Origin of the sequence: Segatella copri (assembly GCF_002224675.1) — a bacterium.
Classification (GTDB): domain Bacteria; phylum Bacteroidota; class Bacteroidia; order Bacteroidales; family Bacteroidaceae; genus Prevotella; species Prevotella copri_U.
This window is the reverse complement of sequence record NZ_NMPZ01000004.1, coordinates 17,882-44,834: the sequence shown is the minus strand read 5'-3', so window position 1 is coordinate 44,834 and position 26,953 is coordinate 17,882. Positions and strand designations below refer to the sequence as shown.

General features: G+C 45.7%; 15 protein-coding genes and 3 pseudogenes. All 18 read left to right on the top strand.

Annotated elements, in window-relative coordinates; all coding sequences use genetic code 11:
- Nucleotides 1-24: 24 nt before the first annotated feature.
- The 18 genes and pseudogenes from CFT61_RS03715 (at nucleotide 25) to CFT61_RS03630 (ending at nucleotide 26,721) form a co-directional block, all read left to right on the top strand.
- Complete coding sequence (locus CFT61_RS03715; RefSeq protein ID WP_089543133.1) at nucleotides 25-2,181, top strand: type IA DNA topoisomerase; 2,157 nt, start codon at nucleotides 25-27, stop codon at nucleotides 2,179-2,181.
- Nucleotides 2,182-2,361: 180 nt separating this feature from the next.
- On the top strand, nucleotides 2,362-2,811 hold the full coding sequence (locus CFT61_RS03710) for a DUF1896 domain-containing protein (protein ID WP_089543132.1): 450 nt from the start codon (nucleotides 2,362-2,364) through the stop codon (nucleotides 2,809-2,811).
- Nucleotides 2,798-7,549, top strand: a pseudogene (locus CFT61_RS03705) (DNA methylase); the annotation flags it as partial. The gene CFT61_RS03710 and the pseudogene CFT61_RS03705, both read left to right, overlap by 14 nt.
- 677 nt (nucleotides 7,550-8,226) lie before the next feature.
- A complete protein-coding gene (gene ltrA, locus CFT61_RS03700; RefSeq protein ID WP_049702337.1) occupies nucleotides 8,227-9,912 on the top strand; it encodes a group II intron reverse transcriptase/maturase in 1,686 nt (561 codons plus the stop codon).
- 103 nt (nucleotides 9,913-10,015) lie between these two features.
- Nucleotides 10,016-11,089 (top strand): annotated as a pseudogene (locus tag CFT61_RS03695) (hypothetical protein); the annotation flags it as partial.
- A 681-nt stretch (nucleotides 11,090-11,770) separates the two neighbouring features.
- Nucleotides 11,771-12,370 (top strand): transcription termination/antitermination NusG family protein, encoded by a 600-nt coding sequence (locus CFT61_RS03690; protein WP_254918838.1) that lies wholly within the window; start codon nucleotides 11,771-11,773, stop codon nucleotides 12,368-12,370.
- Nucleotides 12,371-12,524: 154 nt separating this feature from the next.
- Nucleotides 12,525-14,786 carry an AAA family ATPase gene (locus CFT61_RS03685; RefSeq protein ID WP_089543130.1) on the top strand — a complete coding sequence of 754 codons (2,262 nt, stop codon included), beginning with the start codon at nucleotides 12,525-12,527 and terminating at the stop codon, nucleotides 14,784-14,786.
- Nucleotides 14,787-14,897: 111 nt separating this feature from the next.
- Nucleotides 14,898-15,353: a hypothetical protein gene (locus tag CFT61_RS03680; RefSeq protein WP_142990542.1), complete on the top strand. Its 456-nt coding sequence runs from the start codon at nucleotides 14,898-14,900 to the stop codon at nucleotides 15,351-15,353.
- 21 nt (nucleotides 15,354-15,374) lie between these two features.
- Complete coding sequence (locus CFT61_RS03675) at nucleotides 15,375-15,791, top strand: hypothetical protein (RefSeq protein WP_142990541.1); 417 nt, start codon at nucleotides 15,375-15,377, stop codon at nucleotides 15,789-15,791.
- Between the two features lie 181 nt (nucleotides 15,792-15,972).
- Entirely contained in the window at nucleotides 15,973-17,892 is a 1,920-nt protein-coding gene (gene tet(Q) / locus CFT61_RS03670) for a tetracycline resistance ribosomal protection protein Tet(Q) (RefSeq protein ID WP_089543219.1), read from the top strand.
- Between the two features lie 24 nt (nucleotides 17,893-17,916).
- The gene (locus tag CFT61_RS03665; RefSeq protein ID WP_005816213.1) at nucleotides 17,917-19,038 is read left to right on the top strand and encodes an efflux RND transporter periplasmic adaptor subunit; all 1,122 of its coding nucleotides are present in this window, start codon (nucleotides 17,917-17,919) and stop codon (nucleotides 19,036-19,038) included.
- Nucleotides 19,035-22,148 carry an efflux RND transporter permease subunit gene (locus CFT61_RS03660; RefSeq protein WP_089543127.1) on the top strand — a complete coding sequence of 1,038 codons (3,114 nt, stop codon included), beginning with the start codon at nucleotides 19,035-19,037 and terminating at the stop codon, nucleotides 22,146-22,148. Before CFT61_RS03665 ends, CFT61_RS03660 begins: the two co-directional genes overlap by 4 nt.
- Nucleotides 22,149-23,507, top strand: a complete 1,359-nt coding sequence (locus tag CFT61_RS03655) for an efflux transporter outer membrane subunit (RefSeq protein WP_089543126.1) — start codon at nucleotides 22,149-22,151, stop codon at nucleotides 23,505-23,507.
- Between the two features lie 121 nt (nucleotides 23,508-23,628).
- Nucleotides 23,629-23,856 (top strand): annotated as a pseudogene (locus tag CFT61_RS03650) (hypothetical protein); the annotation flags it as partial.
- Nucleotides 23,857-23,858: 2 nt separating this feature from the next.
- The gene (locus CFT61_RS03645) at nucleotides 23,859-24,902 is read left to right on the top strand and encodes an ABC transporter permease (RefSeq protein WP_005809236.1); all 1,044 of its coding nucleotides are present in this window, start codon (nucleotides 23,859-23,861) and stop codon (nucleotides 24,900-24,902) included.
- Nucleotides 24,902-25,153 (top strand): efflux RND transporter periplasmic adaptor subunit, encoded by a 252-nt coding sequence (locus CFT61_RS03640; RefSeq protein ID WP_005809234.1) that lies wholly within the window; start codon nucleotides 24,902-24,904, stop codon nucleotides 25,151-25,153. The genes CFT61_RS03645 and CFT61_RS03640 overlap by 1 nt, the downstream gene beginning before the upstream one ends.
- A 301-nt stretch (nucleotides 25,154-25,454) precedes the next feature.
- A complete protein-coding gene (locus CFT61_RS03635) occupies nucleotides 25,455-25,877 on the top strand; it encodes a dihydrofolate reductase family protein (RefSeq protein WP_004291474.1) in 423 nt (140 codons plus the stop codon).
- Nucleotides 25,878-26,115: 238 nt separating this feature from the next.
- A complete protein-coding gene (locus CFT61_RS03630; protein ID WP_004304269.1) occupies nucleotides 26,116-26,721 on the top strand; it encodes an RteC domain-containing protein in 606 nt (201 codons plus the stop codon).
- Nucleotides 26,722-26,953 lie beyond the last annotated feature (232 nt).

Sequence of the window (26,953 nt, the reverse complement as noted above, 5' to 3'; positions counted from 1 at the left end):
CGGATGTCACAAAAACAACAGACAATGAAGACAATCATCGCAGAGAAACCAAGCGTAGCCAAGGAAATCGCCCACATTGTGGGAGCTGACAAGCGTGAGGAAGGCTATATGCAGGGTAACGGCTATTTTGTGACATGGGCATTCGGACATTTAGTGCAGCCTGCCATGCCGGAAACCTACGGCATGAAGGGATTCCATGCAGAGAATCTGCCTGTGATTCCCGACCCGTTCATTCTTGTTCCCCGACAAGTCAAGACAGAGAACGGCTACAAAGCAGATGCAGGTGTGCTTGCCCAGATTAAAATTATCGGCAAGCTGTTTGACAGCAGTGAGCGCATTATCGTAGCAACCGATGCCGGACGTGAGGGAGAGTTGATTTTCCGATACCTCTATGCGTATCTCGGTTGCCAGAAACCTTTCGACCGTCTCTGGATCAGTTCGCTTACGGACACCGCCATCCGTGAGGGACTTCTGAACCTCAGGGACGGCAAGGAGTATGACAATCTCTATCATGCAGCCAAGGCAAGAAGCGAAGCTGACTGGCTCGTCGGCATCAACGGCACACAAGCCCTGACGATAGCCGCAGGACGTGGCACCTATTCCGTAGGTCGTGTGCAGACCCCGACCCTTGGCATGGTGTGCGAACGCTATTGGGAACACAAGCGTTTCGAGTCGAAACCGTTCTGGCAGGTACACTTCGGTGTGGTTGATGCAGACAGTGGCAATATACTGAAGTTCACATCAGTCAACCGCTGGACAGACAAAGCTACCGCAACCGTTATATATAATAAGGTGAAAGATACCGGTTCTGCCATCATCACAAAGGTCGCAACCAAGCGAAAGGTGGAGAAGGCACCGCTCCTTTACGACCTCACCACCTTGCAGAAAGAAGCCAACTCCCAGCATGGCTTCACGGCAGAGCATACACTCTCCATCGCCCAGAAACTCTACGAGGCAAAGTTCATCACCTATCCAAGAACATCAAGCCGCTATATCTCGGATGATGTATTTGCCACCCTTCCCAAACTCTTCAAGAATCTGGAGAATCATTCGGAATATGGAGAAAAAGTGAAACTCTTGCCTGGCAGTGAGGACTACAGCAAGAACAGCGTGAATGCCGCCAAGGTGACCGACCACCATGCCCTGCTCATCACAGAAAATGCAGCCATTGGTCTTTTCAAGGACGAGAAGATCGTTTATGACATGATATTGTGCCGGATGATTGAAGCGTTCTCGGCAGATTGCATCAAGGACATCACATCAGTAACGGCGCAAGTGGATCATGAAGTTGAGTTTGGCATCAGTGGCTCCATCATCCGACAGACTGGCTGGCGAGCGTTGTCGCTCAAGGAAAAGAACAAAAGGCAGGACAAGGATGCAGATGCAACAGACAATGAGGTCAAGGATCAAGTCATTCCCAACTGGCAAGAAGGACAGCATATCACTTTTTCTGGCTGCACCATCACGGAGGGCAAGACCAAACCGAAGCCATTGCATACGGAATCCACATTGCTTGCAGCAATGGAGACCGCAGGCAAAGAGATAGAAGATGATACGATGCGCCAGGCAATGAAGGACAGCGGTATTGGCACACCTGCCACACGTGCCGCCATCATCGAAACCCTGCTCAAACGAGAGTATATGGTGCGCCAGCAGAAGAAACTTGTGCCGACGGAAAAAGGACTCGCCCTGCATTCCGTGGTGAAGAACATGGCGATTGCCAATGTGGAGATGACGGGCAAATGGGAGGCAGAACTTGCCAAGATTGAACGAGGTGAAGCAAGTGCAGACGGGTTCACCCATAGTATCGAAGGCTATACCCGTGAAATCACTGCGGAATTGTTAGGTTGTGACAGACTTTTCAGCCACAAGGATTCCGGCTGCCAGTGTCCTAAATGCAAGCAAGGTACCATGCAGTTCTTCGGAAAGGTAGTAAGATGCAGCAACAAGGAGTGCGGTATGCCAGTGTTCAAGCAGGTAGCAGGAAAGTTGCTCACTGATGCCGACATCACCGACTTGCTCACCAAGGGCAAGACCAGAACGCTCAATGGTTTCACCAGCAAGCAAGGCAAATCGTTCTCCGCAGCCATTGCCTTTGACGAGAATTTCAACACGAAATTCGTCTTTGCAGAGCGCAAAACAGCAGAAAAGCGAGGAAATGTGAAGAGATACAAGAAATAGTTTGTACCTTTGCCACCGAAACATGGTTCATAAATGGTGTCTTTATTCAGGATGCTTTTATTTACTGTGGATTAAGTGGCGGCACTCGGAGGGATACCGAGTGCCTTTTTCTTGCTTTCACACAAACACCAACCGCCATCCACGGTTTATTATTCACCACTTAATCCATTCAACAGACAAATGAACAGAAAGAAACAGGCACAGACAGAGCTGTCCTATTACGGACTGTACCTCTTGCACCACCTCAGAGAGAACCGTTTTCCACAAGCCAGCGATGCGGACTTTATCCGCGAACGTGCAGACCATGCCGCAGAAGTATATGAGCAGGCACGGCGTGATGCCCTCTTTGCCGATGCGGCACAAGAGCTTGCCATGGCAGCATTGCTGAAAGGTCTCCGCTTTTCCAAGTACAGCATCCTGTATGATGTTGTTGACAGTGAGTTTCCCCTGGAGGTAGCAGTAGAAGACCAGGAAGCGTTTGTCAAGAACCTCCTGCCTTTGGTTGACAACGTGTATTCCATTTACGACCTCACCGATGACGATTTTGCCCAGTCACCGGACTACGACCAGCTCTACACAGAGTTGACGGGAGCCGTAGCCCTTTTCATAGAGTCAAATGGCGTACAATAGAAAACAACGTCTGAACGACAACATCAAGGCGATAGAGACAGCATTCATCCTTGACAGGGAACAGCGCACGCCGACCGCCCGTGAGCGTCTCCTTCTGGAGCGTTATTGCGGATTCGGTGGATTGAAGTGCATCCTGAACCCTGCCAGGGAACTGGCGGATGCCGTCCATTGGGCAAAGTCAGACCTTGAATTGTTTGCTCCAACCGTGGAGCTGCATAGACTTATCCGTGAAAACAGCAAGAATGAAAGCGAGTACAAACAGTTGATGGACAGTCTGAAACAGTCCGTCCTTACGGCATTCTACACGCCGTCAGCCGTTACGGAGGCTCTGATGGATGTGTTGAAAGAGCATCAGATTATCCCCGAAAAGGTACTTGAACCCTCGGCAGGCATCGGTGCCTTTGTCGATTCCGTCTTGGATAACAATCCCAAGGCAGACATTATGGCATTTGAAAAAGACCTGCTTACGGGAAAGATACTCCGCCATCTGCACCCGGAGCAGAAAGTGCGCATAGAGGGATTCGAGAAGATAGAAAAGCCTTTCAATGATTACTTCGACCTCGCCATTTCAAATATTCCCTTTGGCGATGTTGCCGTATTTGATCCGTCTTATACAGCCATGAAAGGCATGAGGGCACTTGTCACCAGACGCATACACAACTACTTCTTTGTCAAGGCTCTTGATACGGTAAGGGACGGCGGGTTAGTTGCCTTCATCACCTCACAAGGCGTATTGAATGCCAAAAACAACAGTGCCGCGCGTTTTATGATGCTCTATCATGCTGATCTCGTGTCAGCGATTCGTCTTCCCAACAACCTGTTCACGGAAAATGCCAATACGGAAGTGGGCAGTGACCTCATCATTCTCCAGAAAAACAGCCAAAAGGAGTCGCTGCGAGGAGACGACAACCTGCTTGACACTGTCTATAATGACGAGAACCGCATTCCGACAAACAACTACTTTCTTGAGCATCCGGAACGCATTATCCATACAACGGCAAAGTTGGATACTGACCCGTTCGGCAAACCTGCAATGATATACACGCATGAGGATGGTGTGGAAGGCATTGCAGAGGATTTGCGAAAGATGCTCCATGAAGACTTTAAGAAGAACCTCAATTTGAACCGATACTTGGGGATAGAGGAAACCAAGGCTGAGGAAGTTAAGGAGGTTGAAGAAACAGAAAAGATAGAAGAAACAGAGAAGATAAAGCCTTCCATTGAGGTAAAGCAGAACGATACGGTAGTATCCTTGCAAAAGCAGGAAAAGCCTACTGATGATGCTGAGCTATCCCAAAAGTCCAATCATCAGCAGCCACCAGTCCAAATGACTCTGTTTGACCTTTGGGGAATGGAAGAAGAAAACCGTCAGGCTGTACATTCAACGAAGAAGAAAGCAGAGGTAACAGTGGGTGCTGCCGCCAAGAAAGTGTCAAGGAAGAAAGCAAGTCCGTTGGTAAAAAGCGTCAATCCGACTTTTGAAGTTGTGACAAAGCCTGTGGAAAAAGAAGAAAAGCCTTCGTTGACAGATGCAAAAGAGCAGGAAACAACACAGGAGACAAAACCAATCCTGCCTGGTGATGAACCATACGCAAGCATCTCTTGGGAAGAGAATCCGCCAATCAACGGCTTTTACGAGATGATGATGACCATGGCTCCCGAAGACAGGGTGCTGCTGCGCCAAAAGGCGGAACTGCACCGCCAGGAACAACTCAAGGCTTTGGGCGTTGAAGATACGCTTGATCCGAAGTTCAAGCCGCCGATGGAACCGATAGAAGTTCTCAAAGTTCAAATCGGGCATGGACAGTCGAAAGGGAATGAGCCAAAAGAAGATTCCAAGACTCAGAGCACATTGAAAGAAACAAATCATGAGCGGGAACAACAAAAAGGGCAAGAAAGAATGCGGGAAGAGCAGGCAAGGAAGAAAGAGGATGCTATGAAGCCCCGTCCATTTGATGAGAAACTGGAAAGTTTTCATCGTGAGGGTTCTATGGTGCTCGACTCTGCCAGAAACATCGGTGTATTGAAAGACCTTACCAAGTATGGTGCTACCTTCATGCCGTTGGATCTGAATATGGAGCAGAAAGAAAAGGCTGTCCTGTATATCGCCCTCCGTGATGCCTATCAGAAACTTTACACCTATGAAGCGGAAGAACAGACGGAAAACAAGCAGATGCGTGAGAGTCTGAATGTCTATTATGATGCTTTCTTCATCCGCTTCGGCAACCTCAATGCCAAGCAGAACGTGAAGTTAATCCTTATGGATGCCTCAGGGCGCGACATGCTGTCGTTGGAACGGGTGGAAAACGGACAGTTCACAAAATCAGACATCTTCGACCACCCGGTCTCTTTTTCGCTTGACGAGGTCAGTCATGTGGATTCTCCAGAGGAAGCGCTCACCGCCTCGCTCAACAAGTTCGGCCGTATCGACTTGCCGTATATGACAGAATTATCGGATATGCCGGAACCGGAACTGACGGAAGCGCTTAAAGGGCGCATCTATTACAATCCGCTCATAGACGGCTACGAGATAGCCGACCGCTTCATTGCTGGTAATGTCATAGAGAAAGCGGAGCGTATAGAAGAATGGCTGAAGGAAAATCCCGACCATGCAATCGTGAGGGAGTCGTTGGAAGCCTTGAAGGCAAGCATTCCCGAACCGATAGCCTTTGAGGACCTGGACTTCAACTTCGGTGAACGTTGGATACCTACAGGTGTGTATTCCGCTTACATGAGCCACCTCTTCAATACACAGGTCAGCATCGTCTATTCCGACAGCATGGACGAATATTCGGCAAAATGCAGTATGAAGACCATGGCCATCACGGATGAGTATATGGTGAAGGGATATTACCGCCACTATGACGGCATGAGTCTTCTGAAACATGCCCTGCACAACACCTGTCCCGACATGATGAAGAGCATCGGTGAGGATGAACACGGCAACGACATCAAGGTGCGTGACAGCGAGGGCATACAGCTTGCCAATGCCAAGATTGACGAAATCCGCAACGGGTTCACTGAATGGCTGGAGGAGCAGTCTGACTCCTTTAAGGAACGCTTGACCACAATGTACAACCGGAAGTTCAACTGCTTTGTGCGTCCGAAGTATGACGGTTCTCACCAGACCTTCCCCGGTCTGGATCTGAAAGCCCTTGGCGGAAAGTATGGTGTCAAGAGTGTGTACCCAAGTCAGAAGGACTGTGTATGGATGCTTTTGCAGAACGGCGGCGGGATATGTGATCACGAGGTCGGTACTGGCAAAACCCTCATCATGTGCATGGCTGCGCATGAGATGAAACGCCTCGGTATGGCTCACAAGCCGATGATTATCGGACTAAAAGCCAATGTGGCGGAGATAGCCGCCACCTATCAGACAGCTTATCCCCATGCGAGGATACTCTATGCCTCGGAGAAGGACTTTTCCACCAAGAACCGTGTCAGTTTCTTCAACAACATCAAGAACAACGACTATGACTGTGTAATCATGTCGCATGACCAGTTCGGGAAGATACCGCAATCGCCAGAACTCCAACGGCAGATACTGCAGGCGGAGCTTGATACCGTGGAGGAAAACTTGGAGGTGATACGTACGCAGGGCAAAGACGTGTCGAGGGGAATGCTCAAAGGCTTGGAAAAGCGGAAGCAGAATCTGGAGGTGAAGTTGCAGAAGATAGCCTACAGCATCGAGCAGCGCACCGATGATGTAGTGGATTTCCGCATGATGGGCATCGACCACTTGTTTGTGGACGAGAGCCACCAGTTCAAGAACCTTATGTTCAATACCCGTCACGACCGTGTGGCAGGACTCGGCAACAGCGAGGGAAGCCAGAAGGCGCTCAACATGCTCTTTGCTATCCGTACCATACAGGAGCGGACAGGCAGAGATCTTGGAGCGACATTCCTGTCGGGAACAACCATCAGTAACTCACTGACTGAGTTGTATCTGCTCTTCAAGTACCTGCGCCCCAAGGAACTGGAGCGTCAGGACATCCGCTGTTTCGATGCGTGGGCGGCAATTTTCGCCAAGAAAACTACCGACTTCGAGTTTAACGTTACCAACAACATCGTGCAGAAGGAGCGTTTCCGATACTTCATCAAGGTACCGGAGCTTGCTGCTTTCTACAACGAGATAACCGACTATCGCACGGCGGAGGCGGTTGGCGTGGACAGACCGGAGAAGAACGAGATCCTTCATAACATACCACCGACACCCGAGCAGGAGGACTTCATCCAAAAGCTGATGGAGTTTGCCAAGACGGGTGATGCCACCATCCTCGGCAGACTGCCATTGTCGGAAATAGAGGAAAAGGCGAAGATGCTCATAGCCACAGACTATGCCCGAAAGATGGCACTCGACATGCGCATGATAGACCCGACTTGTGAGGACCATCCCGACAACAAGGCGAGCCATTGTGCCAAGATGATAGCGGACTATTACAAACGCTATGACAATCACAAGGGGACGCAGTTCGTATTCTCAGACTTGGGAACATACCGACCGGGCGAATGGAACGTGTATTCTGAAATCAAGCGCAAGCTGATAGAGGATTACGGCATACCGTCGTCTGAAATCCGTTTCATTCAGGAATGCAAGAACGAGAGGGCAAGAAAGGCGGTGATAGCAGCTATGAACGAGGGATCGGTACGAGTATTGTTCGGCTCCACATCCATGTTGGGTACAGGTGTAAACGCACAAAAACGGTGTGTGGCGATTCATCATTGCGACACACCCTGGGTGCGACATGAAGTCGCATAGATAATTGTTGGAATGATACTTTAAGTATCAGTTTTAACCCGCTGTTCCGTCAGCGGTAGCCTACCGACCGATGCACCTTAATGTTGTATTAAGCGGTCGGGACAAAGTACACTTTCACAAGACAAGACAGAACCGTGAGGGGAAGTCAAGTATGGTTAGTATCATACCGTAGAGTGGCGAGGCTGGATAGTATGGTTAGCGTAAGCGAACTGTTAGTAAACTTCGTAATGTCGTAAAAGAGTGCAAGATACTGATACACTCTACCCAAAATGGGATGCGGTCAGATAATCCTCTCCATGGTAGGATTACACGGATGTAAAGACCGTCGGAGGATGAGACAGAACCTAACCTATCCGTTAGTTATCTATGTGGAACATGGTAAGCCTGTACATCTCCTGTCAGACAAAAGACAGGTAAGCTGAAAGTAATGGATGCTGAATGATGTGCAGGTATAAGATAACAGAGAAAGCGAATGCCGTTCTGTAATGGGACGGATAGGGTTTGAGCCACTTATCACGAGTTGACAAGGGACAACATCAACCTACCACGAAAGTGGGCAGACTTCTGTGGTAATGTTTGGGAGGCAAATACCCAACATTAGCCAAATGGTAATTCTTTACAATAAACTTTTAGAACTTTTTAAAGTAGGAATGCAAATGAACGATAAAATCAAAGAAAATCTCCTCGACCAATCGTGTGCGCCGACTGACAACCTGCAATCAAATTGGGACAGAATAGACTGGACTAAGGCGGAGCAAGCTGTTAAGAAGCTTCAAGCTCGTATTGTAAAGGCTCAGAAGGAAGGCAGACATAACAAGGTGAAAGCCTTGCAATGGACGCTTACCCACTCTTTTTACGCAAAAGCCTTAGCCGTAAAGAGGGTTACTTCTAACGGGGGTGGTTGTACTCCTGGGGTTGACAAAGAAATATGGGATACCCCTAAAGCTAAAATGCAAGCAATAACCCAACTCAAACGCAGAGGCTACCAGCCAATGCCGCTGAGAAGAGTTCATATCAAGAAGAGCAACGGCAAACTGCGACCGTTGGGAATACCGACAATGAAAGACAGAGCCATGCAAGCACTCTATCTTATGGCATTGGAGCCTGTATCAGAAACTACAGCTGATACTCGTTCATACGGTTTCCGCAAGGAACGCTGCTGTATGGATGCAATACAGCAATGTCATAACATTCTCCGAAAGGGATATTCTCCCGAATGGATTTTGGAGGGTGACATAAAAGGGTGTTTTGACCATATCAGCCATGAGTGGTTACTTGCCAATATCCCAATGGATAAGGCAATACTCCGAAAATGGTTGAAATGTGGCTATGTTTTCAACAAGCAAATGTTCCCGACCGAGGAAGGAACACCGCAAGGTGGTATAATTTCTCCGACACTTGCCAATATGACTTTGGACGGATTGCAGAAAGCTCTTGCAGATAGATATAAGCGCCATCATGTTAATGGTAAGTTGTATTCACCAATGGTGAACCTTGTACGTTATGCGGATGATTTTATCATCACTTGCGAGAACAAGGAAACTCTTGAAAATGAAATCAAGCCATTGGTTGCTGAATTTATGTCTGAAAGAGGTCTGACCTTATCAGAGGAAAAGACGGTGATAACCAACGTGCATGACGGTTTTGATTTTCTTGGCTTTAATATCCGCAAATACGGCAAGGACATATTGACCAAGCCGACAAAGAAATCCGAGAAACGCTTTATGGAGAATATCCGTAAGGTAATTAAGGAGAACAAGGGTTGCAGACAGGAGTCGTTAATCAGAATGTTGAACTCTAAAATCCGAGGATGGGGAGGTTATTATCAGCATGGAGCGACACGTGATTCATTTCACAGAATCGACCATCAGATATTCCTCTCACTATGGCAATGGGCAAAACGCCGTCATTCCAAGAAAGGGAAACGGTGGATAAAAGACCGATATTGGCATGACATTCGAGGGAACAAATGGACTTTCGCTTCAAAATTCAAGAAACCAAACGGAAAGGAAGACCAATTGACATTATTGTCTCTGACTTCATCGTTTCCATTCCTGCAATACACGCAGATTAAAGGAGACATGAACCCGTTTGATGCAGACTGTCGTCTGTACTTCTATAAAAGAAAGAAGTCGAAAATGCTTGTTACGCTAAAAGGACGCAAGTCACTGCTGTACCTATGGGAAAAGCAAGGACGCAAATGTCCTATATGCGGTGAGCCTATTGATACGCACAAGGCATGGAATGTCATGCCAACCGTTCAAAACGGAAAGAAATGCAATCTGTTGGTTCATGATGAATGTTTTAAATTATCCCGCAAATCAAATGGAAACAAGAAGTAGTTTGAGCCGGTCTCTGCATACAAACAGAGGCTTAGAAAAGCTTGAGCCGTATGAGGGGAAACTCTCATGTACGGTTCTTAGGGGGGAAGAGGGCAGCAATGCCCTTGACCTACCCGATCGTCCATCAGATCTTGAACAACGCAATGGTCGTGGAGTTCGTGCTGGCAACGAGATAGCTAAGTTATACGCTGACAATAAGGTGGACATTATCATCTATGCGGTGGAAAAGTCGCTTGACTCGTACAAGTTTAACCTCCTGCACTGCAAGCAGACTTTTATCTCGCAGTTGAAAAGCGGAGCCTTGGGGGCGAGAACTATTGACGAGGGAGCAATGGACGAGAAATCGGGTATGAATTTTTCCGAGTATATGGCTATTCTCTCCGGAAATACCGACTTGCTTGACAAGGCGAAGTTGGAGAAGAAGGTTGCTTCTCTGGAGGGTGAGCGCAAATCGTTTAACAAGGGCAAGCGTGACTCAGAAACAAAATTGCAGTCAAAGACGGCAGAGCTGGGCAACAACAAAGCCTCTCTCAAGGGAATGACCGAGGACTACGGCAAGTTTATGGGCAAAGCCAAGAAAGACAAGGACGGCAACATCCTCAACCTCATCACTCTTGATGGTGTGGAGTCCACGAACTTAGAGGTTATAGGAAAGCATCTGCAAATGTTGGCGGAGAAAGAGACAACTGGCGGACAATACAAGCGGATTGGAGAAATCTACGGATTCCCTGTCAAGATTGTCAGCGAGACAAGTTTCGAGAATGGTCTTCCATTTGTTGACAACCGCTTTTTTGTCGAGGGCAATTACAAGTACCAGTACAACTACGGTCACATTGCCAAGTCGGACCCGATAGCAGCGGCAAACAACTTTGTGAATGCCTTACAGAAGATACCAAGCTACATTGAGCAGTATGATTCAAGATGCAAGGCTTTGGAAAAGGAAATACCGCAACTGGAAGAGATAGCTGGCAAGACTTGGAAGAAAGAGGAAGAACTGAAAGGTCTAAAAGCTGAGTTGGCGGCGTTGGACAGGAAAATACAGCTTGAACTTGCTCCATCTACTCCAGAGATAGATAAAGCAGAAAAGTCTCATGAAATAGAGGAACAACATAAACCCAAAAACGACCATACAGAATCAACTGTTGCTCAAAACAGGATGTTTCGAGTAGGTCTTTAAAATATTATAATAGGTGACAGACATATATATAATATGTTTGCCACCTATTATGATGTAATTATTATATATAATTTCAGAGATATTCAAGCAAATAGATTTAAATTATCTTAAATTTGCTGCAAAAGATAGACTTTTTCAATTGTTGTTGCTGTTTTCTCAATTAATTTTCGTACTTTTGCAATCGGACTGTATTTGCTTGACCGCAGTTGTCACTGTTAGACGTGTTCTTTCAAGATAACTGAGTCGGCAGCCTACGCCGTGCTGAGTGTAGTGAAGTCACTTATCTGACATATCTATACAAAAGCGGGCATTGGGTGGGATGACAGTCCAGACATATTGAAGGCGTTTATCGACGCTTTGTTCTTGACACATCGAAATCTTGCAAACTTCCGATATTATAGTCATGAACATAGCCAACGGTAGATGTCCCGGGTGTGATTATATCTATCCGTGGAGTACTGTGTATACTCATATTGTATCTTATTGGGTGCAATGTTGATGTGTACATCTGTTTCTTCATGGAGTTTATATATTCATATCGGCGTGGGCTCTGACGTTGTCTGTTCAACTATAATAGGCAATGCAAGAGCCTCGATGTGTGGGATGGACAACAGGACGATCTCACGCTTTTTTTATGTCGGAATTTAACGGATTTCTGTCTAGAAAAAAGTTAGCACCGATATGAAAGTCGATGAATGGACATCAACAGATGTACACACCCCAGGAGGCGGTGAACTCCCTCCTTGCGCTGGACTTACCTCCAACGCCCTCCCCGAAGCTCAAAGCACTATTTCCGCAGAGAGTTCACAAACAGGGGTGTCCACCAGAAATGCACATATAGCAAGTAAGTCAAAGGCTCAAAAAGAGATAGATGTTCCCCATTGGTATGCCTTACGCACCACTTATGGTAGAGAAAAAAAGGCATACGACTATATGACAGCCAAAGGCATTACGGCTTTCTATCCAACTACCAGTGTTGTAAAACTTATAAAAGGTAAGCGCAAAGTTGTTACCGTATCACGTTTGCCGAACATTTTCTTTGCATACGGTACAGAAGAAGAAATCAAAACTTTTGTTTACGACAACGTAAATCTCCCATTCCTTCGTTTTTATTATCGGCACATTCATATTGGTCGCAAGATAGAAAAGACACCAATGATAGTTCCCAACTATCAGATGGATAGTCTTAAAATTATCTGTGCTGCCGATGTGGACAATACTATCGTGACATTAGATGAAGTACCAAAGTTTGAAAAAAGGACAATTGGTGAGAGTTATTGATGGCGCATTCAAAGGAGTTATTGGGAGGGTCGCAAGATGGCAAGGGCAACAGAGAGTTGGTGTTGTGGTGGATGAATTGGTAACTGTTTGTACAGCTTATGTGCCAAGTGCATTTTTGGAAATTGTAGAATGATTATTCATATTCAACGCAGAAATGATGAACAAAAAAATTGCAGAATATTTTAATGGACTTCAAGTTGATTTAATCCATATATCTCAAGCTTTTGCAGTGGACAATAAATCACCGCAAATAGAGCCAGTACATATATTCAGAGCACTTTTACACAAAAGTGCAGGTTTGGTTAATTACATAGAGGATAGTCTTAATGAGGATTACTACTATTTAATTGATTGGTGCGATATTCATATTCAGCAATGCGACAAGTCCCCTTATCCTATGAAAAAAGCTGAATTTTCACGAGATAGTCAAAATGTGATAAAAGAAGCTATATCTTTGGAAGAGCAATATGGAACGGAGACGCATAAATTAGAATTTCTTTTGACCGCATTGGTCAGTCCTGGTGTAGGTTTTTCTTCAGAACAATTAAAGACAATGCCACTTTCAAGAGAAAAGGTTTTATCTTTTATAAGCAAGAATGTAAAGAATACCGTTAACTCTTCTAAAGAGATTCGTCCATCAGCTAATGACAGAAAATCTCAAAATGTATATTACAATTCCTTATTTGATGCAACAAATGATGTTGAAATCATTGACATGGAAAATGATTTACGTTCATTGGTGGAAATTTTGGCTCGGAAGGACAGGGCAAATGCTCTTATTGTTGGAGATACGGGAGTTGGCAAAACCTCGTTAATACGTAAATTGACCGATAATCTAACCAAAGGTGAACTTCCTGCATCAATAAGTACCATACAGCCATACGAACTTGATTTAATCGCTTTAAGTCAAGGCGTAAGCTACAAAGGTGAGATGGAAGACAGGTTTAAGTCTGTTATAGATGAGTTGTCGGATATTTCACAGCCAGTTCTTGTTATAGAAAATTTTTACCGTTTAGGAGAAACATCCTCACCTCTTAATGCGATATTGCCATCTATAAAAAAGATTCTATCCAATAATACCATACAGTTTATTTGTACTTCATCAATAGACGGATATACAAAGAATCTTGAAAAAGATAGAGAACTGACAGCTTATTTTGAGAAAATATCCTTAGAAGCACCTACGGAAGAGGAGGCTATTGGCATATTGGATAGCAAAAAAACTATATATGAACAGTATCACAATATAACTCTTGATGGCGATGTAATTCCAGAGATTGTTCGTTTGGCAAAACGATACATGCCAGAGCGTAATTTGCCAGCATCTGCAATAGACCTTTTGGATCGTTCGATGGCTTCTGTGAAAATTGAGAAAGAAATGGAGCAGACAACAAATGACGAGTCTAACACTATTATTTTAAAAAAGGATGAGATTAGAAATGTTGTTGCGAAGATGACTGGTATTCCAATGGGAAATATTCAATCAGAAGAACGTCAAAGACTTTCAAGTGCGGAAGATATTCTTCATAAAAGAGTTGTAGGTCAAAATCATGCTATTAAGAGTATCTTGGATGCCGTATTCGAGTCACGTTCAGGTCTAAATAAAAAAGGACAACCAATTGGGTCTTTCTTCTTCCTTGGTCCTACAGGAACAGGTAAAACTGAATTGGCGAAGTCTTTGGCAGAGTTCCTTTTCAATGATGATACCTCAATACTAAGATTTGACATGTCGGAATATAAAGAGGAGCATTCTGTCGCACTCCTTTATGGAGCCCCTCCAGGATACGTCGGTTATGAAGAAGGTGGACTTTTGGTCAATCAAATCAGACAGCATCCATATTCTGTAGTATTGTTCGATGAAATAGAAAAGGCACTTAGGTCTGTATTTGATTTATTCCTTCAGATACTAGATGAAGGAAAGTTGCACGACCGTCTTGGGCGTGTTGGTGATTTCTCCAATGCCTTGATTATATTCACCTCTAACATTGGCAGTGATTATATTTTCAAGTCTTTTGGTGAAGGTCATGTTCCGACACATGACCAGATGTTGGAAGTCATGCAAGGTCAATTCAGACCAGAATTCTTGGCAAGACTTACAGAAATTGTCCCATTCTCACCTATTACGCCAGAGATGATAGACAGAATTTTTGATATTCACATACAAAATCTGCTCAAGATGCTAAGAGAGCAGAATATCTCTTTGACGATTGATGAGTCTGCTCGTAAATATGTAACAAAAGTAGGTTTCAATGCCCATTACGGTGCTCGTCCTATTCTTGGCATAATCCGAAAAGAGATTCGCCGTCCTTTGTCGAAGCTTATTATTTCTGGTGACATCAATAGCGGTGATCGTGTTACCATGAAATACAATGAAGAGACTAAAGAAATAGCATGGGACATAGAAACTCCTGATTAATTACAATAATTTATCATGAGATTTTTCAGATGGCTGAAAAGTCTGTTGAATACAGACATTACCCCCAAAAAACAACAAGAAGTAAGTAACACAATAATAAATAGAAGAACAATGGCAAGAAAAACCGTTATTTCCAAAGTTGTTGAGGAAAATGCTCAGGATGGTGTCATTGAGTTTCCACAAAATAGGACACTCTATGTAGACCAGTTTACTGACGCTGCTCCCAACACCGATGAAGACCGAGAAGGCTTCAAAGCAAAAAGCATGAAGGAAGTTTTCGAACATTTCCAACCATCAAAAGAGGGCGTAACCCTCTCTACGGAAGAAGGTGGTGCTGTATATGAAGATTTCCAGTTTAAGCAGATGAAAGACTTCGAGGATGAGCAGCTTATTGCTCAGAGTGAGTTGCTTAGTGGAAAAAAGTCAAAGATTGACGCATACAATTCTGTAATTCGTCAGTTGGAGAAGAACAAGACATTGCGTAACGCATTGAAAAATGATGCTGCGCATGAAGATTTGAAGAATGCGTTAAAGTCTCTCCTTGCAGAGCTTGAGGACGCAGATTAACAACTAAAATTGATTATTATTATGGCAGTAGAAGAACAGAATTTGGCATCTTCGTCCGCCGGAATGGAACTACAGGAAAGACAAACTGTAGCAAATCCTGCGGAACTCCTTCAGAAAAGCCTGTCTGGATTGGATAAATTTGGAGGCTTCCAGTTGTTGAAGGGACTTATCAAAGGTGTTGAGAATATGGATTCTCGTAGAAAAGCCATCAAGAATGTTTTCTTGAACGATAGTGCATACGAGGATGCGAGAAACAGATTGAAGAATGAACTTTCCCTTTGGGTTGAGATTCTTGAATCTGGTGGTAAAGACCCAATGGAGATTGTTGACTCTTGTAAGGAAGAGTGTCAAAAAGCGGAAAGAAATCTCAGCGAGAATTTGTTCTGCATTCATGACGAGATATGCCATATGCGATTATCTGCTGCTTGTCATTGCTAAGAAGGTATATCGTATTGATCAAAATCTTTATATATTATCGGCCGCCATTGGTAAAGTCCTCTTTGAAAGGAAACCTTTAGGTGAGCTATTTGTTAAACCCAAACGTCCTCAGAATGACTACGATAATAGTCAGTTGACCTTATGGGAAGATTTCTTTGGACAATATTATTGCTTAATCCAAATGAATATTATAAATTTAGGAATTCTTGCTCACATTGATGCAGGAAAAACTTCCGTAACCGAGAATCTGCTGTTTGCCAGTGGAGCAACGGAAAAGTGCGGCCGTGTGGATAATGGTGACACCATAACAGACTCTATGGATATAGAGAAACGTAGAGGAATTACTGTCCGGGCTTCTACGACATCTATTATCTGGAATGGAGTGAAATGCAATATCATTGACACTCCGGGACACATGGATTTTATTGCGGAAGTGGAGCGGACATTCAAAATGCTTGATGGAGCAGTCCTCATCTTATCCGCAAAGGAAGGCATACAAGCGCAGACAAAGTTGCTGTTCAGTACTTTACAAAAGCTGCAAATCCCGACAATTATATTTATCAATAAGATTGACCGTGCCGGTGTGAATTTGGAGCGTTTGTATATGGATATAAAAACAAATCTGTCGCAAGATGTCCTGTTTATGCAAACTGTTGTCGATGGATCGGTTTATCCGGTTTGCTCCCAAACATATATAAAGGAAGAATACAAAGAATTTGTATGCAACCATGACGACGATATATTAGAACGATATTTGGCGGATAGCGAAATTTCACCGGCTGATTATTGGAATACGATAATCGCTCTTGTGGCAAAAGCCAAAGTCTATCCGGTGCTACATGGATCAGCAATGTTCAATATCGGTATCAATGAGTTGTTGGACGCCATTTCTTCTTTTATACTTCCTCCGGCATCAGTCTCAAACAGACTTTCAGCTTATCTCTATAAGATAGAGCATGACCCCAAAGGGCATAAAAGAAGTTTTCTTAAAATAATTGACGGAAGTCTGAGACTTCGAGACGTTGTAAGAATCAACGATTCGGAAAAATTCATCAAGATTAAAAATCTAAAGACTATTTATCAGGGCAGAGAGATAAATGTTGATGAAGTGGGTGCCAATGATATCGCGATTGTAGAAGATATAGAAGATTTTCGAATCGGAGATTATTTAGGTGCTAAACCTTGTTTGATTCAAGGATTATCTCATCAGCATCCCGCTCTCAAATCCTCCGTCCGGCCAAATAAGCCCGAAGAGAGAAGCAAGGTGATATCCGCTCTGAATACATTGTGGATTGAAGACCCGTCTTTGTCCTTTTCCATAAACTCATATAGTGATGAATTGGAAATCTCGTTATATGGTTTGACCCAAAAGGAAATCATACAGACATTGCTGGAAGAACGATTTTCCGTAAAGGTCCATTTTGATGAGATCAAGACTATCTACAAAGAACGACCTATAAAAAAGGTCAATAAGATTATTCAGATCGAAGTACCACCCAACCCTTACTGGGCCACAATAGGGCTGACTCTTGAACCCTTACCGTTAGGGGCAGGGTTGCAAATCGAAAGTGACATCTCCTATGGTTATCTGAACCATTCTTTTCAAAATGCCGTTTTTGAAGGGATTCGTATGTCTTGCCAATCTGGTTTACATGGATGGGAAGTGACTGATCTGAAAGTAACTTTTACTCAAGCCGAGTATTATAGCCCGGTAAGTACACCTGCTGATTTCAGACAGCTGACCCCTTATGTCTTCAGGCTGGCCTTGCAACAGTCAGGTGTGGACATTCTCGAACCGATGCTCTGTTTTGAGTTGCAGATACCCCAAGCGGCAAGTTCCAAAGCTATTACAGATTTGCAAAAAATGATGTCTGAGATTGAAGACATCAGTTGCAATAATGAGTGGTGTCATATTAAAGGGAAAGTTCCATTAAATACAAGTAAAGACTACGCCTCAGAAGTAAGTTCATACACTAAGGGCTTAGGCGTTTTTATGGTCAAGCCATGCGGGTATCAAATAACAAAAGGCGATTATTCTGATAATATCCGCATGAACGAAAAAGATAAACTTTTATTCATGTTCCAAAAATCAATGTCATGAATTAATACAAAACAAGAAGAAAATATGAACAAGCAATTCATTATCACGAATTTCGCCGCATTTGCTCTCATGCTGTTCCTGCCGACCGGATGCAGGCAGGCGGACGGCAAGCAGGATGCGGTGCAGAGTTATCGGGTCATAAAGGTCGCGGCAAGTCCGGTGGAAATCTCCGAGTCCTATTCCGCCGCCATACGCGGACGGCAGGATGTGGACATCCTGCCGCAAATATCCGGGCGCATTATCCGTCTGAAAGTGAAAGAGGGTGAACGGGTGAAGACCGGTCAAGTATTGGCTGTAATTGACCAAGTGCCCTATCGGGCGGCATTACGCACGGCGCAGGCCAATGTCAGCGCGGCACAGGCAAAAGTGGAAACGGCAAGAATCGAGCTGCGGGGCAAGCAGGCATTGTTTGACGAGAAGGTCATATCCGACTACGAGCTTTCTCTCGCCCGGAACCAACTGGCAGTGGCGTGTGCTGAACTCGAACAGGCAAAGGCACAAGAATCGGATGCACGCAACAATCTCTCCTATACGGAAATCAAAAGCCCGAGCAACGGAGTAGTAGGCACATTGCCCTATCGCATCGGTGCGCTTGTCGGTCCCAATATGGCACAGCCTTTCACGGTCGTGTCCGACAATGCGGAGATGTATGCCTATTTCTCCATTTCGGAGAATATGCTACGGCGATATTTGGCTCGCTATGGCTCGATTGACAGCATGATAGCCGGGATGCCGGAAGTGGGCCTGCAACTCAACGACGGCAGCCTGTACAAGGCGAAAGGACGTATTGAAACCGTAAGCGGCGTGGTGGATCCTGTTACCGGAACGGTACAAATCAAAGCCCTGTTCCCCAATCCCGACCGCGAACTGTTGAGTGGCAGCATCGGCAATGTCATCCTTCAAAACCCGAAAACGGAGGCCGTAACCATTCCCATGACCGCCACCGTGGAACTGCAGGACAAGATTATCGCTTACCGTCTGAAAAACGGACAGGCGGAAGCCGCCTATCTCACGGTGGACCGCCTGAACGACGGCAACCGGTTTATCGTAAAAGAAGGTCTTTCGGTCGGTGACACCATTGTCGCCGAAGGCGTGGGACTGGTGAGAGAAGGCATGAGCATAACCCCTAAAAACGAAACGAAATGAACCTGCGATTTTTTATAGACCGCCCGGTGTTTTCGGGCGTTATCTCGGTGGTGATTGTACTGTTGGGCATGATTTCCATGTTTTCCTTGCCGGTGGAACAATACCCCGACATCGCACCTCCGACCATCAACGTATCCGCAACTTATCCTGGAGCAAACGCTGAAACTGTGCAGAAGGCAGTGATAACCCCTCTGGAAGAAGCCATCAACGGCGTGGAAGACATGACCTATATGACTTCCACGGCATCGAATACGGGCGATGCTTCCATCGACATCTATTTCAAGCAGGGAACCAACGCGGACATGGCGGCGGTAAACGTGCAGAACCGCGTGAACGGCGCGCTGAGCCAGCTTCCGGCGGAAGCCACCAAGACCGGTGTCACCACTGAAAAGCAGCAGAATGCCGAACTGATGACTTTCGCGCTCTATTCGCCCGATGACCGCTTCGACCAGACCTTCCTGAACAATTACGTGAAAATCAATGTCGAGCCGAGGCTGAAACGTATCAGCGGCGTGGGAAAGGCACAGATGTTCGGTTCCAACTACAGCATGCGACTTTGGCTGCGTCCCGACAAGATGGCGCAATACGGGCTTATCCCCGATGACATATCCACCGTACTCGCACGACAGAACATCGAGGCCGCCACCGGCTCCTTCGGTGCCAATCATCCTACCGCCAATGAATACACGATGAAATACCGCGGACGCTTGTCCGGCGCGGAAGAGTTCGGTGAGTTGGTCATCAAGTCACTGCCGGGCGGCAATGTGCTTCGGCTGAAGGAGGTTGCCGATGTGGAACTGGGCGATGAATACTACAAACATTCCTCCGAAGTGAACGGGCATCCGGCAGCCATGATGCTCATCAACCAGAAAGCCGGGTCCAATGCTTCAAGCACCATCAAGGAGATTCACGAAGTGCTTGACGACCTCAGCCGGGACTTGCCCGAAGGGACGGAATTCGTGGTGCTTACCGATACCAACAAGTTCCTGTATGCTTCCATCAATTCTGTTATCCGGACACTTATTGAAGCGATACTTCTGGTTATCGTGGTGGTATATGTATTTTTGCAAGATATTAAGTCCACGCTTATTCCTACGATATCCATTTTCGTCTCCATTATCGGTACGTTCGCCGTGATGTCCATGATCGGCTTCTCCGTCAACCTGCTCACCCTGTTCGCGCTTGTGCTTGCCATCGGAACTGTGGTCGATGATGCCATTGTGGTGGTGGAAGCGGTGCAGGCGAAGTTCGACGAGGGCTATCAGTCTGCGGTTCTCGCGGCTGATGATGCCATGAAAGGCGTTTCGTCGGCTATCCTGACCTCTACCATCATCTTTATGGCAGTGTTTTTCCCCGTTGCCATGATGGGCGGGACTTCGGGAGCGTTCTACACGCAGTTCGGTATCACGATGGCTGTTGCCGTGGGAATCTCGGCAGTCAATGCCTTCACACTCTCACCGGCACTTTGCGCGCTGCTGCTGAAACCCTATATCGATGAGCAGGGCAACACCAAGAACAATTTTGCAGCCCGTTTCCGTAAAGCGTTCAATGCCGTCTTCGACCGTCTGAGCCGACGCTATGTACGTGGAGTGATGTTCATTATCCATCGCCGATGGCTGTTGTGGAGCATCATAGGCATTTCTTTCGGGTTGCTGGTGCTGCTGGTCAATGTCACAAAGACGGGACTTATTCCCGAAGAGGACACCGGGACGGTCATGGTGAGCATGAACACGAAGCCCGGCACATCCATGGCTCAGACAAGTAAGGTGATGGAGCGTATCAACAGCCGTCTCGACAGCATCGGCGAGATTGAATACAGCGGTGCGGTCGCCGGTTTCTCTTTCAGCAGTTCCGGTCCCTCGCAGGCGATGTATTTCTTGACACTCAAAGACTGGGAGCAGCGTAAGGGAGAGGGGCAGTCGGTCAATGATGTCATCGGAAAGATTTATGCCGCCACTTCGGATATTCCCGATGCCACGGTGTTCGCCATGTCGCCTCCGATGATTGCCGGGTACGGCATGGGAAACGGTTTCGAGCTTTATTTGCAGGACAAGGCGGGCGGAAACATCGCCGCCTTCAAGGAAGAGGCAGACAAGTTTGTCGAAGCCTTGTCGCAGCGACCCGAAATCGGCGAAGTCTATTCCTCCTTTGCCACGGATTATCCGCAATACTGGGTGGATATCGATGCCGCCAAATGCGAACAGTCGGGTGTGTCGCCCGCAGATGTGCTTTCCACATTGTCGGGCTATTATACCGGACAATATGTTTCCGACTTCAACCGGTTCTCCAAGCTCTACCATGTGACCATGCAGGCTCCGGCGGAATATCGTGTGAATGCGGAATCCCTGCACCACATGTATGTGCGTGCCACCGATGGCGGCATGTCGCCTTTGAGCCGGTTCGTGCGCCTGACCAAGACCAACGGCCCGTCAGACCTCACCCGTTTCAACCTGTTCAACGCCATCTCGATTAGCGGGTCTCCGGCTCAGGGCTACAGTTCGGGGCAGGTGCTCGAAGCCATCGGCGAGACGGCACGTGAAGTGCTTCCGTCAAATTACACATACGAGTTTGGCGGCATTTCGCGTGAGGAAAGCAAGACGACCAACAATGCCACGCTTATATTCCTGCTCTGCATGGTTCTGGTCTATCTGATTCTGTGCGCCTTGTATGAGAGCGTGTTCATACCCTTCGCGGTTCTGTTGTCGGTGCCTTGCGGACTGATGGGCAGTTTCCTGTTTGCGTGGCTCTTCGGTCTGGAGAACAACATCTACATGCAGACCGGACTTATCATGATTATAGGCCTGCTTGCCAAGACAGCGATCCTGCTTACCGAATACGCCGGCAAACGGCGGTCGGAAGGCATGACGCTGGCACAGGCGGCATACAGTGCGGCAAAAGTCCGCCTGCGCCCCATATTGATGACTGTGTTGTCCATGGTGTTCGGTCTTGTCCCGCTGATGATGGCGCACGGAGTGGGTGCCAACGGCAGCCGTTCGCTTGCCACAGGTGTAATCGGTGGAATGATTGTAGGTACTTTGGCTCTGTTGTTCCTTGTGCCGTCATTGTTTATTGTATTCCAATATATCCAAGAACGTGTTAAGCATAATTAAATGAAGAAGACAGTAATATATATCATATTGTCGGGATGGATGCTTGCCGGCTGTGGCACATACAGCCGGTATCATCGCCCTGACCTCTCAACGGAGAATCTGTATCGGGACATGCCGGCGGACATTGATACAATGACCATCGCGTCCCTGTCGTGGCGGGAAATGTTTACCGACCCGAAACTCCAGTCCTTGATTGAAACCGGACTTGAACGGAACGCAGACCTCAATGTGGCACGGTTACGCGTGGAAGCGGCAGAAGCCGTCCTGATGACTGCCAGACTATCATATCTTCCATCACTGGGACTGACTGCCGAAGGTAATGCCAATAAACATGACGGAGCAACGGCAAAGACATATAATGTGGGAGCGTCGGCAAGCTGGGAACTGGACATCTTCGGCAAACTTACGGCGGCAAAGCGTGGCGCAGCCGCCGCATTACAAGGAAGCCGTGCCTACCGGCAGGCCGTACAGACACAGCTTGTCGCCACTATTGCAGACAGTTACTACACCCTTGCCATGCTTGACGCACAAATGACAATAAGTAACCGGACTTTGGAGAACTGGCGGACTACCGTACGCACTCTTGAAGCGTTGAAAAAAGTGGGGAAATCAAACGAGGCTGGCGTATTGCAGGCAAAGGCGAACGTGATGCGACTCGAAGCATCCCTGTTATCCATACGCAAGAGTATTTCCGAAACAGAAAATGCCCTGTCTGCGATACTTGCCATGCCGTCACACTCGATTGGACGAAGTAATCTGGCCGAGGCTGCTTTCCCCGATACTGTCTCGATTGGAGTCCCTTTGCAACTGCTTTCCAACCGTCCCGACGTGCGTCAGGCTGAAATGGAACTGGCGCAGGCGTTCTACGCCACCAATGCGGCTCGTGCCGCCTTCTATCCCAATATTACCCTCTCGGGGACTCTTGGATGGACTAATAACGGCGGTGGCGTAATCGTAAATCCCGGACAATGGTTGCTCAATGCCATCGGTTCCCTGACACAGCCCTTATTCAACCGGGGCACAAACATCGCCAACTTGAAGATAGCCAAAAGCCGTCAGGAAGAAGCCAAACTGTTGTTCCGGCAATCATTGCTGAACGCTGGAAAAGAAGTGAACGATGCTCTGACTGCATGGCAGACGGCAAAATCGCAAATTGAAATCAATGCTCGACAGGTTGAAACATTATGCGATGCTGTGCGAAAGACAGAATCGCTTATGCGTCATTCCAATGCCACCTATCTGGAAGTGTTGACCGCCCAACAGTCTCTTCTCGAAGCGGAAGTGCAACAGCTACAAACTCGTTTTGAACGCATACAAAGTGTAATCAAACTTTATCATGTGTTGGGAGGAGGAATGTAACTGCAATAAATAGAAAAATTTGAAATTATTATTAGTGTTATTCATCTCGGATATTTTTCGTGATTCTGCCGCATGTAGATATTGTACGAAAGCAATATTTGGATTGTAAAATATCAAGCCAATGAAAATACTTTTGCAGCATAAAATATTTATAGGATACTTTCTTTTAATGGCGATCATTGGCAGCATGGTCGCTATTGTTCTGCACGAGCGTAGTCGTGTACAGAAAATAGAGAATGAATCAATCGCTATTTTTCAAACCCAGCACAATATCAATACCACACACCGCTATGTGACCACGTTAGTAACTTATGGTGAATCCGTCATGGTATGGAATGATGAGGATTCTGGGTGAAGTATAAGAATATCAGAGAAGGGGAACAATTGCATTTCGATTTGCATTTTCTTAACCGCATAAAGAAACAGTTCCCGGGGATAAAAGCTATTTCGCCTGAAATAACAGGACCTTATTCGCAAGTGATGAATAAAGCTAAAAGCGGACTTTTTAAGATTATAGGAATCAATGAAAACTATATGGGAATTAAGATACTTAAAATCAACGAAGATGGACGATATTTTAATAAAGGAGATGACGAGAATACCCGTAATGTTACCATTATCGGCGAAAATGTCAGTACGACCTTATTTAATAATCAAAAAGCGTTGGGTAAGTCGATCAACATTGCCGGTATTGATTTTAAGGTGATAGGCGTACTAAAGAATGATGATATTTTCAGCGCTTCGGAAATCAATTCGGTATATGTGCCCTTCTCAAGTTACATAAACTGTATTGACAATAAGACTCCATTGCGCGCTTTCTGTTTATATCTGAACAAAGAAGTTGATTCCAAGCGATTTGAGAATGAGCTGAGAGCCTTCATCGCTAATAAATACCAATTTGCTTATTCTGATAAGCAAGCCTTACAGATAATCAATTTTGAGACACAAACATCTGCTTTTGAGGGACTCTTTGATGGATTGAAAATGTTTATCTGGATCGTAGGAATTTGTTTTCTGATAAGTGGTATTGTTGGAGTAAGCAACATCATGTTTGTCGTGATCAAAGAAAGGAGTAGCGAAATAGGCATCCGTAAGGCTGTAGGAGCAACTCCTAAATCCATTCTTGTGTTAATGCTGACGGAATCTGTCATCATAACTGTAATCTCCGGTATCATCGGATTGATATCAGGTGCAGCTATTCTTGAGATTATAAATTGGTTGCTCGAAAGCGCCCGTCACGCGACAATGATAAAGCATGCAGAAATAGATATAAATGTAGCTGTTCTCGCTTTGGTTATCTTGATTTTGTCCGGTGTCATTGCCGGAGCATTTCCGGCTATGAAAGCATCTGTTATACAACCCATTGACGCCATTAGAAACGAAAATATAGGATAATGAAGACATTTAAGATTATATTAATTTGCATCTTTTCCGCCACACTGGCATTTGTTGCTTTTCGTTCTTCGCTAAGAGGTACAAAGGCAATTTACGAAACTACACAACCACAATATCGCGAGATCAAAGAGGAAATAAACATATCCGGCAATGTTTTTCCGATGAAGGAGATCGAAATAAAATCGCAGATATCGGGAGTCCTGGACAAGATTAATGTTTCGATAGGAGATAAAGTGCGCATAGGAGATTAAATATAAATTCAAGCAATCATAGCCCGTAATTCACTGAATTTGGCTATCTTTGCATAACATTTGAGAAAAACGGCGATTGGCAGGAGCTTTTCGCCGCCAACATATAGGATAAGACCGCAAGGCGTTTCAAGCGAAAATCTGGTAAATTGGAACTACGGAGACGATTGCGTGATGCTTATGCTATGCTTACGCATAGCGTGCATTCACGTACTCTCCGTAAAGGCTTTACCAGAGCCATCGCTTGAAGGTAGTGTGAATTGCACGCTACTTTTTTACCCTTGCCTAACGAAAGGAAACGATTATGGGTAAAGTTCAGATTCTCGCCGTACTGACGATGGACGGATGTCTTTCTTCAGAGTTATATGATAAAGCACATCAGGATTTGTGCCTTGACCGTTGCGGTCTTGATGAAATCAGGAAGAAAGCCTTTTACCGTGTGACACCGGACTATTCCATTTCAATGCTGCACGAATGGAGAAAAGACTGCACAAACATCCGTTACCTCGCGGAAGCCACACCGGACACGGCAGACTATATAAACGGACTGCTGCGGATGCACGCTGTGGATGAAATCATACTATACACCGTTCCTTTCATATCCGGAAGCGGACGACATTTTTTTAAGTCGGCTCTGCCAGAGCAACACTGGACGCTTTCCTCTTTGAAAAGCTATCCCAACGGTGTATGTCGCATTATCTATATCCTTGATAAAAAAGCAAGATAGCCAAAATGTGCGGCAAGCATACATTTCTATTTTCAGGAATAGAATAAATGTTCCGATTACAAACAATTTAAGTCGGAGATAATTTGTCCTTGTGAAAAAATACTGAATTTTATACCTCTGAAATCCAGCACTTTGTAAAATTGAGTGTTGGATTTTTTATTTTCTGCCGCGTTTTTTGCCAATTATATTCATGTGCGCACGCAGAAAACAAAGTGTAATTTTCAAAATTGACAGAACCATGAATTATTTCTTGCTGGCGGAAACCGACTTTTTCCGCCTGATAAACGAAGCCGGCGACTGCAATATGGAAACGGCATACACGGCTTTCGCCACCCAAGTGATCGAACTGTGCAACGGCGGCATGGACATGAACCTTACCGTCATCGCGCTTGCCTACATCGAAATCGAGTTGCAGCACCATCCCGTACGTAATCTGTCAGAAGAAAAAAGAGAGATTGCCGCCTACGTCAGCAAGGCTCTGTCTTTCGTAAGAAAGATGCAGAAATTCCTTGCCACGCCCCAAGTGCCACCACTAATATCCGCCAACAACGCAACAGAAACCACCGCCAGCCTTCTTCAATGGACGGGCAATGCCATCGACCTCGTGGAACTTATCTACGGCATAGACGTGATGGGCTGCATCAACAACGGCAATATGCCGCTCAAACAGCTCGCCCCACTTCTCTATAAGATATTCGGGGTTGATTCTAAAGACTGCTACCGCTTCTACACTGATATCAAACGCCGGAAGAACGAAAGCCGCACCTATTTCATTGACAGGATGCAGGAAAAACTGAACGAGAGAATGTTGCGTGATGAGGAGTTGGAGCGGATGAGAAAATAAAAAAATATCCATTACATATGAGAAGACAGGAATACTCGTATCCTGTCTTTTTATTTTCATTTAATTATATATTAATTAGCACAATATATGTGAGTTTTTCATTCCTATAAGGACAAATTTCAGAAACGTATGTCTGGTAAATTATTGAGTCATCATAGTATGAACATATATCATTACTAAAAACAATGAAACAACTTCCATAAGATTGTGGTTGTAAAAATCGCCATTTAAT